Here is a 10,444-nt window from a genome sequence, read left to right on the forward strand (position 1 = left end):
CCTCCTCACCCTGCGCACGGGCGACCGCACCCCCCTGTTCTGTGTCCACCCCGCCCTCGGCCTCGGCTGGTCCTTCGCCGCCCTCCTCCCGCACCTCCACCCGGACCGCCCGGTGCACGCCCTGCAGAGCCCGGCACTCACCGAGGGGGCGGACAAGCTCCCGGCGAGCGTCGCCGCGCTGGCCGAGGCGTACACCGAGCGCATCCGCGCGCTCGTGCCGAACGGCCCGTACGCCCTGCTGGGCCGCTCCTTCGGCGGCCCCGTCGCCCACGAGATCGCCGTGTGCCTGCGCCGGGCCGGGCAGCAGGTGCGGCTGCTGGCCGTCCTGGACTCGATGCCCCACCCGCCCGGCACCCCCCGGCTCCCGGCGGACGTGGTGGAGCGGGAGTCGCTGCGGATCCTGCTCAACAGCCACGCCCCCGACCGCCCCGCACCACCCGGCCGGTTCGGCCGCGCCGAGGCGTTCGCGGTGGTCCGCGCCACCGACAGCCCGCTCGCCGCCCTCGGCGACGGGGTCCTGCACGCCATGACCGACGCGGGCTCCCACCACATCCACCTCACCCGCGCCTGGCGCCCGTCCTCCTACGACGGCCCCGCCACCCTCTTCTCCGCGACCCGGCAGACCCACGCGAGCACCGCCGAGAAGGCGGCGGCCTGGCGGCCCGTCACCGCCGGCCTCGACGTGCACGAACTCGACTGCACCCACAGCGGAGTACTTCAGCCGGACCCGGCCGCACGCGTCGCCGCGGTCCTCGAGACCACCCTCCGGGGGGAGTGACCCATGACCACCGACGCCCCTGCCCCGGCCGGACCGGCCGCCGACGAGGAGTACGAGTTCCCCGTCTCCGACGCGCAGAGCCGCCTGCTCGTCCTCGACCAGCTGAACCCGGGCACCGCGCAGTACAACGTGCCCGCGGCCTTCGCCGTGACCGGCCCCTTCGACGTCGCCGCGTTCGGCCGGGCCCTGGACACGCTGGTCGCCCGGCACGAGGCGCTGCGCACCGTCTTCCGCACCGCCCCGGACGGCACCCAGACCCAGCGCGTGCGGGCCGCCGCGGCCGCGACGCTCACCGTCCGGGAAGCGGTCCCCGCCGACCGGGCGGACACGCTGCTGCGCCGGGAGGCCGCCCGCCCCTTCGACCCGGCCGCCGGACCGCTGCTGCGCTGCACGGTGTACGCCGTCGACGACGGCACCCACCGGGTGCTGCTCGTCGCCCACCACCTGGTCTGCGACGGCTGGTCGCTCGGCGTCGTACTCGACGAACTGGGCGCCGCCTACCGCGACGAAGCCGCCGGACGGCCGCACAGCCCACCGGGTGAGCCGCTACAGTTCCCCGACTACGCGGTCTGGCGGCGCGAACGCCGGGCGGCGGGGGAGTACGACACGGCCGTACGACACTGGGTGGAGACACTGCGGGGCGCGCCCGCCACCCTGGAACTGCCCACGGACCGGCCGCGGCCCGCCGTGCGCTCCACGGCCGGCGGCAGCGCGCGCTTCCCGATCCCGGCCACCGTGCGCACCCGCCTCGCCGAGACGGCCGCTGCCTGCGGGGCGACGCCCTTCATGGCACTGTTCGCCGCCTACGCCGCCTTCCTCGCCCGGCTCTCCGGCCGCGACGACCTCGTCATCGGCTACCCGGTGTCCGGCCGGGAGCACCCCGACCTCCAGCACACCGTCGGCATGCTCGCGGGCACCCTCGCCCTGCGCGTCGACGTGGCCGGCGACCCCTCCTTCCACGAGCTGACCGGCCGGGTCCGCGACGCCCTGCGCGCCGCCGCCCCGCACCAGGACGCCCCGTTCGAGGCGGTGGTGGACGCCCTCGCCCCGGCCCGCGAGGCCGGCCACGACCCGGTCGTCCAGGTCGTCTTCTCCTACGACGACGACACCGCCCTCACCCTGGACCTCGCCGGAGCCGGCACACGGCGGCTCGAAGTCGACCTGGACACCGCCAAGTTCGACTTCCACCTGCACGTGGAGCGCTGGGGGGAGGACCTGGCCGCCCAGTTCATCCACCACGGTGACCTGTACGAGGCGCAGACCGTGCGCCGCTGGACCCGCAACTTCACCGTCCTGCTGGACGGCCTGCTCACCGACCCGCACGCCCCGCTCTCCCGCCTCACCCCGGTCGCCGAGGACGAACTGCGGCTGCTCGTCGCACAGAACGACCGCCTCGGCGCCGCCGCCCCCGCCGACCGCCTGGTCCCCGACCTGATCGCCGAGGTCGCGGCCGCCCGCCCCGACGCCACCGCGCTCGTCCACGGCACCGAACGCCTCAGCTACCGCCGTCTGCTGGAGGGGGCCGACGCGCTGGCGGCCCGGTTGCGTGCCGCCGGGGTGGGCCCGGGCAGCCGGGTCGGACTGCTGCTGCCCCGCTCGGCGGACCAGGGCATCGCCGCGCTCGCGGTACTGCGGGCGGGAGGCGCCTACGTCCCCCTGGACCGCGCCCACCCCGGCGACCGGCTGCGCTACATGCTCGACTGCTCCGGCACCGGTCTGCTGCTCACCGCCGAGGCCACCGCCGGGCAGGGCGCCGGCCTCGGCGTGCCCTGCCTGCGCGTCGACCGCACCGGTCCCGCCGAGCCGCCGCCCGTCACCGACGGCCCGGCACCCGGCGCCCACGACCTCGCCTACGTCCTGTTCACGTCCGGCTCCACCGGCCGCCCCAAGGGGGTGGCCGTCGAACACCGCTCCCTGGTCAACCTGACCACGGCCGTGCGCCATCACTTCCCGGTGACGGCGGCCGACCGGGTGCTGCAGTTCGTGGCGTTCGGCTTCGACGTCGCGGTGTCCGACCTGTTCTTCCCCTGGGTCGCGGGGGCCGAGCTGCACGTCCCCACCGAGGACGAACGGCTCGGCGAGAGCCTGCTGCACCGGCTGCGCGACTCCCGCATCACCTACGTGTTCCTGCCGCCGTCCGCCGCCATGCTGCTGCCCGACATCAAGGGACAGCTCCCCGACCTGCGCACCGTCGCGGTGGGCGGCGAGGCGTGCCCCGCCGAACTCGTCGAACGGCTGCACGAGCCCGGCCGGCGGATCGTCAACGCCTACGGCCCGAGCGAGGTCTCGGTCTACTCCCACACGGCCGACCTGACCCCCGGCGAACCGGTCGTGCTCGGCCACGCGGTGGCGGGCAGCCGGTGCTACGTCCTGGACGAGCGGCTGCGTCCCGTCCCCGTCGGTGTCCCCGGCGAGATCTACATCACCGGCGCCGGACTCGCCCGCGGCTACATCGAGCGGCCCGGCCTGACCGCCGAGCGGTTCGTCGCCGACCCCTACGGCGCCCCCGGCACCCGGATGTACCGCAGCGGCGACCTCGGACGGGTCGACGCGCACGGGGTGCTGACCTACCTGGGCCGCAGCGACCTCCAGGTCAAACTGCGCGGGGTGCGCATCGAGCTGGGCGAGATCGAGTCGCTGCTGGCCGCCCACCCGGACGTGCGGATCGCGGCGGCGGCCGTGCGCGGCACCGGAGAGGAACAGCGGCTCGCCGCCTACGTGGTGTGCCGCGACGGGGCCGCCCCACCCGACGACGGCACCCTGCGCGCCCACCTCGCCGAGCGGCTGCCGGCCTTCATGGTCCCCGAGGTGTTCGTCCGCCTCGCGGAACTGCCGCTCAACGGCAACGGCAAGATCGACCGCTCCCGGCTGCCCGAGCCGGAGGTCACCCGCCGCGCCCCGGACGCGAGCGGGACGGCCACCGGTACCGCGACCGAGCGGCTGGTCGCGGAGATCTGGGCCCGCGTCCTGACCATGGACCGGGTCGGCGTCCACGACAACTTCTTCGACCTGGGCGGCAACTCGGTCCGCCTGATGCGGGTGCTGGCCGGTCTGCGCGAGGCCGCGGCGGACGGCGGGCTCACCCTGGTCGACCTGTTCCGCCATCCCACCGTCACCTCCCTCGCCGCCCGCCTCGACCAGGCCCGGGCGGCGGACCCCGCCGGCCCCGCAGACCCGGCGGATCCCGCGGACTCCGCGGCCCGTGGCCGCGAACGGCACAACCGGCGTACCGACGCCCGACGTCTCCGCTCCCGGAAAGGCACCCACCGATGACCGACCCCGCAGCCTCCGAGGCCCTCGACTCCGCCATCGCCGTCATCGGGATGAGCGGTCGCTTCCCCGGCGCCCCCGACCTCGACGCGTACTGGCACAACCTGCTCGGCGGTACGACGTCCATCAGCGACTTCACCGAGGAGGAACTCCTCGCCGACGGCGCGGATCCCGACGAGATACGCGGTCGCGACTACGTCCCGGCCAAGGGCGTGCTCGCCGGTGCCGACCGTTTCGAGGCCGCCCTGTTCGGCTTCAACCGCACCGAGGCCGCCGCCCTGGACCCGCAGCACCGGCTGCTCCTGCAGACCGCCTGGTCCGCCCTGGAGGACGCCGGCCACGACCCCCTCGGCGCACCGCGCCGCACCGGCGTCTACGTCGGCGGCGGCGTCACCGAGCACATGCTGGCCGCCCAGACCGACCCCCGGCTGGCCGCGCAGATCGGCGCGCTGCAGGTCCGTATCCTCACCGACCGCGAGTTCCTCGCCCCCTGGATCTCCTACCGCCTCGGTCTCGACGGCCCGAGCCTCACCGTCCAGACCGCCTGCTCCACCTCCCTGACCGCGATCCACCTCGCCTGCCAGGCACTGCTCCTCGGCGACTGCGACACCGCGCTCGCCGGGGGTGTCGCCGTCGACACGGTCCACCGGCGCGGGTACGTGCACTACCAGGGCGGGATCTTCTCGGCCGACGGCCGCTGCCGGCCCTTCGACGAGGCGTCCGGCGGCACCGTGCCCGGCAACGGCGTCGGCGTGGTCGTGCTGCGCCGCCTCGCCGACGCCCTCGCCGACGGCGACCCCGTCCGCGCGGTCATCCGCGGCAGCGCCGTCACCAACGACGGCGCCGCCCGCGTCGGCTTCACCGCCCCGGGCGTCGACCAGCAGACCGCAGCGATCGTGGAGGCGTGGACGACGGCGGGTCTCGACCCGGCCGACGCCCAGTACCTGGAGGCGCACGGCACGGCCACCGAGCTGGGCGACCGCATCGAGGCGACCGCCGCGACCGCCGCGTTCAAGGGCGCCCTCGGCACCGGCTCCATCGGCCTGGGCTCGGTGAAGGCGAACATCGGCCACCTGGACGCCGCCGCGGGCGTGGCCGGGGTCGTCAAGACCGTGCTGATGCTGGAGCACGCCGTCATCGCCCCGACCGCCGGAGCCGGCCGGCCGCACCCCGGACTCGGCCTGGACGACTCGCCCTTCCACGTGGTCACCGAGGCCGAACCCTGGCCGGAGCCGGAGTACGGCCGCCGCCGCGCCGGGGTCAGCTCGGTCGGCATCGGCGGCACCAACGTCCACGTCGTGCTGGAGGAGGCACCGGTCCGCCCCGCGGAGAGCGGATCACCGGGTCCGGAGGTGCTGCTGCTGTCCGCCCACACCGAGGACGCCCTCAAGGCCCTCGCCGGCCGCCTGGCCACCGCCCTGCGCGCCCCGGGGGCCCCCAGCCTCGCCGACACCGCCCACACCCTGCGCTTCGGCCGCACCCCCCTCGCCGTCCGCGCCTACGTGGCGGCCGCCGACCGGGAGGAGGCCGCGACCGGCCTCGCCGAACTCGCGGCGGGCCGCACGGTGCCGGTCCCGGCCGCCGCGGACGACCTGCGCGCGATCGGGGAGGCGTGGCTGCGGGACGAGCGGCTTCCGTGGCCGCGGCGGGGCCGCCGGGTCTCGCTGCCGACGTACCCGTTCGGCGGGGAGAGCTACGGGCAGCTCCGCCTGCCCACGGGGTCCGCGCGGGGACCGCAGTCCCAGGGGCCGGACTCCCAGGGCCCGGACTCCCAGGGCCTGGAGTCCCCCGGCCCCGACTCCCCGGCACCGGAGGCGGGCGCCGCCGGTCTGGACGCGTCCGTGCGCGCCCTCCTCGCCGAGACGCTCGGCCTGGACGGCGCCGGTGACCTGGGCATGACCTACTTCGCCGCCGGCGGTGACTCCCTCGCCGCCGTCCACCTGGTCGGCTGCCTGCGCGACGACTTCGGCATCGACGTACCGCTCACCCTGTTCCTGGAGGAGCTGACGCTCGACGAGCTGGCCCGGCGGATCGTCGAGGCCCGGGAGGGGGACGACGCGCTGGACGCGCTGCTCAGCGAGTTCGAGGGCGCGTGAGGCGATGAGCGACGGGGAAAGGGGCCGGTGATCGTCACCGGCCCCTTTCCCCTGCCCCGCCACGCACGGGACGGACGCCCCTTTGCGCGCGGGAGACGCACGCCGTCCCGCGCGCGGGGACGACGCCCCTATGCGCGCGGGAGACGTACGCCCTCACGCGCGCGCGAAGACGGACGGTGTCAGTGGCCCGTCACGGGCGCTCATGGGGCCGCCCTCACGTGCGCGCGAAGACGGACGTCAGCGCCCGCGCGACACGGGGCAGGTGATCGTCCAGGTAGAAGTGCCCGCCGGGCAGGACATGCGTCGTGAACGGGCCCAGCGTCTCCTGCCGCCAGGTCGGCATCTCCTCCACCCGCACCCTCGGATCGGCGTCCCCGGTCAGCGCCACCACCGGACAGCGCAGCGGGGGACCGGGGCGGTAGGAGTAGGCGGACAGCATCGCGTAGTCCGCGCGCAGGGCGGGCAGCGCGACCTCCAGCAGCATCGGGTCGGCCAGCAGGCTGTCGTCCGTACCGGCCAGCAGCCGCATCTCCGCCAGCAGTTCGTCGTCCGAGGGCGCTCCCGGCCAGTACGACGCGATCGGCAGCGAGGGCCCCGGGTGCCCCGACACGAACAGCGCGGCGGGCGCCCGGCCCCGCGCCTGCAGCGCCCTGGCCGTCTCGAAGGCGGCGAGCGCGCCCATGCTGTGCCCGAACAACGCCAGCGGTCTGCCCGCCGGATCCGCGGGCAGCGCGTCCAGGACGGCGTCCACGACCTCGTCGATCCGCTCGGCGAACGGCTCCGTGAAACGGTCGTGCCGGCCCGGATACTGCACCACCACAGGCTCCAGCGGACCGGCGACCGCGGCCGACAGGGCGTGCTGGGCGCCGGCCGCGCCGCCCGCGTGCGGGAAGCACAGCAGCTGAACGGGGGCGTCGGGGGCGCGGTGGAAGCGCCGTATCCAGCCGTCCATGAAAGTACCTCTCTCTTCCGAAGCTCTTCACGGGCTTCTCGCGGGTTCTGCGCGGGCTCTTCCGGGGCCCGTGCCGGGCTCCTGCGGAGCCGGGCCCGCGTCCTGGCACGAGAGGGGCCCCGTGCCGGTTCGCCCGGCCCGGGGCCCCTCTCGTCCGGCCACGCCGGGCGGTTCACTCCGCCGCGGCCATCCAGCTCTCCAGCTGTTCCAAGGTCGTCCCGGGGTCGGCGACGAGCACGTTCAGCTCGTCGTCGTGCGGGTTGAGGGTGACGACGGCGGGACAGCGCCGGCAGCCCTCGACGCCGACCTGGTTCCACCACTTGCAGTGCGGACGCAGGTGGCACCGTGGCACGGCCGCGGATTCGGCCTCGGCCTTCGGCGGCACGGCCCGTATGCGCTCGATCAGGCCGCACGCCTCGCCCACCCGGTTCGCGCAGTCCGACACGCAGTGCGAGGCGAACCGCAGCACCCGGTTGGGGGCGATGCCCTCCGGGATGCTGCCCAGGACCTCGGCCACCGGCACCGGATCGGCGAGGTAGACGACCTCGCCGCGGTCTCCGGAACGGACGCCGAGCACCACGCTCTCCGGACGACTCGCGTCACCGGAGGGACACCAGTTGAGGGGCCGCTGCCCCGCGGAACCGTCCACGGTGCTCACCTCCGCGTCCCTAGCAGGCGGCCGGGCGGACGACCGACTTGCCGGTGTTGGCGACGATGCCGCCCACGACGCCGTCGGTGACGGCGCCGTTGTGCTGCTCGGCGGCGACGGCCTTGGCGATGTTCGCCGCCAGCTGCTCCTGCGAGGTGATCCGCTCGGACCGGCCGGCCGCCGCCGCGGGCGCGCCGGCCGCCGTGACGAGTCCGGTGACCAGCGCCGCCGCCGCAGCCGCCGTACGAAGACCCTTGTTCATCTGAGCCCCTTCCCAAGTCAGCAGAGTGATACGGGACTTGACGGTAGGGACGGATCCGGCCCGGGAGCGGCGGTCGGAGCGGCAGCTGCCCGGAGTCTTCGGACCGCGGTCGCCGCCGGGCCGCACGTCCCGCCGTACCGGCTGCTGGGAGGATGGCCCGAGCGAGTCGAGCAGGGGGACGTATGGGTCGGGGCGAGCGGGACGCGGTCGCGCGCGGGATGCGGCTGCGTGAGGCGGCTCAGGCGGTGGCCGGGGATCACGGCAGGGCCGTGGAGGCGGTGCGGGCGGCGCTGAAGCCGATCCAGGACGCGGCGGTGGAGCAGGCCCTCGACGCCATCCCCGTGGCCCGGCTCCAGGAGGCCACCGGCGGGCGGCTGAGGGTGGCGCACGTCGAGAAGAGCGGCCTGCGCACGGTCCGGCAGGTGCTGGACGCCGGGCCCTACCGGCTGCGGCAGATCCCGGGGGTGGGGCAGCGGACCGTCGACCAGATCGTCGCCGCCGCGCAGCAGCTGTCGGAGATGGTGCTGGAGACCGTCGCCGTGCACCTCGACGTCGACCGGCCGCAGCCGCGTACGACCGCGCTCGTCAGGGCGCTGCACGTGCTGGTGGAGGCGGGCGCGGACGCGCGGCGGGCGGTCGACACGGCCGCCGCGCTGACGCGGCGGCTCGACCCCCTGCTCACGGACGCCGGGCCGGCGGCCGGCCGGCTGAGCATGCTGGTCGCGGGGCGGGCCGCACGGGCCCGCGCGCTGGAGGCCGTCGGACAGCTCCGGGCGGTCCTGGCCGAGGCCGACCGGGCGGGCACCGCGGAGTTGCTCGCGCAGGCGTCGGTGGACCTGCTGCGGGGGCCGTCGGACGACATCGCGGCCTGGGTGGACTTCGAGCTGCGCTCCGCGGAGTACTACGGCCTGCTCGCCGAGATCTCCGGCCGCGCTCCCGACACGGCCGCCGCCGAGGGCTTCCTGCCCGAGGACATCACCGCACGGGTCCGGGCCCAGCGGCTGGACGACTCCCGGCGGCGCGTGTCGCTGCGCGGCTACCAGGCGTTCGGCGCGCGCTTCGCCCTCGCGCAGCGCAGGGTGATCCTCGGTGACGAGATGGGGCTCGGCAAGACCATCCAGGCCATCGCCGCGCTCGCGCACCTCGCCGCCGCGGGGGACACCCACTTCATGGTCGTCTGCCCGGCGAGCGTCCTGGTCAACTGGACCCGGGAGATCGAGGCGCGCAGCACGCTGCGGGCGCTGCCGCTGCACGGCCCGGACCGGCAGGACGCCTTCGCCGACTGGAAGGTGCGGGGCGGGGTCGGCGTGACGACCTTCGACGCGTTGCGCGGGTTCCCGGTCCCGGACGGGGACGGGACCGGGATGCTCGTGGTGGACGAGGCGCACTGCGTGAAGAACCCGCTGGCCCTGCGCTCCCAGGCCGTGGCGCAGTGGGCGGACAGCAGCGCACGGGTCCTGTTCATGACCGGCACTCCGATGGAGAACCGGGTCGGGGAGTTCCGCAGTCTGGTGCGCATGCTCGACGGCGAGGTGGCCGACCGCCTCGACGACCGGGACGGCATGGCCGGCCCCGTGGCCTTCCGCAAGGCGGTGGCGCCCGTCTACCTGCGCCGCAACCAGCAGGACGTGCTCACCGAACTGCCCGCCCTCCAGCTCACGGACGAGTGGGAGGAACTGAGCGCCTCGGACGAGGACGCCTACCGGGACGCGGTGCGCGCGGGGAACTTCATGGCGATGCGCAGGGCCGCCTACCGGGACCCGGAGACGTCGGCCAAACTCTGCCGGCTCCGGGAGATCGTCCGGGAGGCCGGTGACAACGGCCAGAAGACGCTCGTCTTCTCCGCCTTCCGGGACGTGCTGGACACGGTGCGGTCCGCCCTCCAGGGTGAACCGGACCGGCCCGCCCCGGTGTTCGGCCCGCTCACCGGAAGCGTGCCGCCCCGGCAGCGGCAGAGCGTGGTGGACGAGTTCGCGGGCGTGGCCGGCCCGGCGGTGCTGCTCGCCCAGATCCAGGCGGCCGGCGTCGGCCTCAACATCCAGGCCGCCTCCGTCGTCGTCATCTGCGAGCCCCAGATCAAGCCGACCCTGGAGCACCAGGCGGTGGCCCGCGCCCATCGCATGGGCCAGGTGCGGCCGGTCCGGGTGCACCGCCTGCTGACCACGGGCGGGGTGGACGAGCGCCTGGTGCGGATGCTGGAGCGCAAGACCCGCCTGTTCGACGCGTACGCCCGCCGCAGCGAGGTGGCCGAGGCCACCCCGGACGCGGTCGACGTCTCGGACACCGAGCTGGCACGCCGAATCGTCGAGGAGGAACAGGCGCGCCTCGGCCTGGCCGACGCCCTCCTGCCCGAACCCGAACCGGCCGCCCCCGACGCCTGAGACGAACCCGAGCCGGTCACCTCCGACGCCCGGGACGGACCCGGCCGGTCAGCTCC

Annotated in this window: 7 protein-coding genes; 4 read left to right on the forward strand and 3 right to left on the reverse strand. The window is 75.5% G+C overall.

Annotation, left to right across the window (positions count from 1 at the left end; all coding sequences use genetic code 11):
* The 3 genes from GT045_RS09830 to GT045_RS09840 form a co-directional block, all read left to right on the forward strand.
* On the forward strand, nt 1-778 hold a 778-nt coding region (locus GT045_RS09830), incomplete at its 5' end, for a thioesterase domain-containing protein (protein WP_237538492.1).
* A gap of 3 nt (nt 779-781) precedes the next feature.
* Nucleotides 782-4,051, forward strand: coding sequence for a non-ribosomal peptide synthetase (locus tag GT045_RS09835; RefSeq protein ID WP_161333926.1), 3,270 nt, complete (start codon nt 782-784; stop codon nt 4,049-4,051).
* Nucleotides 4,048-6,144 carry a beta-ketoacyl synthase N-terminal-like domain-containing protein gene (locus tag GT045_RS09840; RefSeq protein WP_161333927.1) on the forward strand — a complete coding sequence of 699 codons (2,097 nt, stop codon included), beginning with the start codon at nt 4,048-4,050 and terminating at the stop codon, nt 6,142-6,144. The genes GT045_RS09835 and GT045_RS09840 overlap by 4 nt, the downstream gene beginning before the upstream one ends.
* A gap of 214 nt (nt 6,145-6,358) precedes the next feature.
* Here GT045_RS09840 and GT045_RS09845 read toward each other — a convergent pair whose 3' ends face one another.
* From GT045_RS09845 to GT045_RS09855, 3 genes are all read right to left on the reverse strand, one after another.
* Nucleotides 6,359-7,096, reverse strand: a complete 738-nt coding sequence (locus GT045_RS09845; protein ID WP_161294258.1) for an alpha/beta fold hydrolase — start codon at nt 7,094-7,096, stop codon at nt 6,359-6,361.
* 172 nt (nt 7,097-7,268) lie between these two features.
* The gene (locus GT045_RS09850; RefSeq protein ID WP_237538493.1) at nt 7,269-7,754 is read right to left on the reverse strand and encodes a hypothetical protein; all 486 of its coding nucleotides are present in this window, start codon (nt 7,752-7,754) and stop codon (nt 7,269-7,271) included.
* 10 nt (nt 7,755-7,764) lie between these two features.
* Nucleotides 7,765-8,007: a hypothetical protein gene (locus GT045_RS09855; RefSeq protein WP_161294260.1), complete on the reverse strand. Its 243-nt coding sequence runs from the start codon at nt 8,005-8,007 to the stop codon at nt 7,765-7,767.
* Between the two features lie 182 nt (nt 8,008-8,189).
* Here GT045_RS09855 and GT045_RS09860 point away from each other — a divergent pair, with 182 nt between their 5' ends.
* Nucleotides 8,190-10,388, forward strand: coding sequence for a DEAD/DEAH box helicase (locus tag GT045_RS09860; protein WP_161333928.1), 2,199 nt, complete (start codon nt 8,190-8,192; stop codon nt 10,386-10,388).
* Nucleotides 10,389-10,444: the final 56 nt, after the last annotated feature.

The sequence above is a fragment of the Streptomyces sp. SID486 genome, assembly GCF_009865385.1.
In the GTDB taxonomy this organism is placed as follows: domain Bacteria; phylum Actinomycetota; class Actinomycetes; order Streptomycetales; family Streptomycetaceae; genus Streptomyces.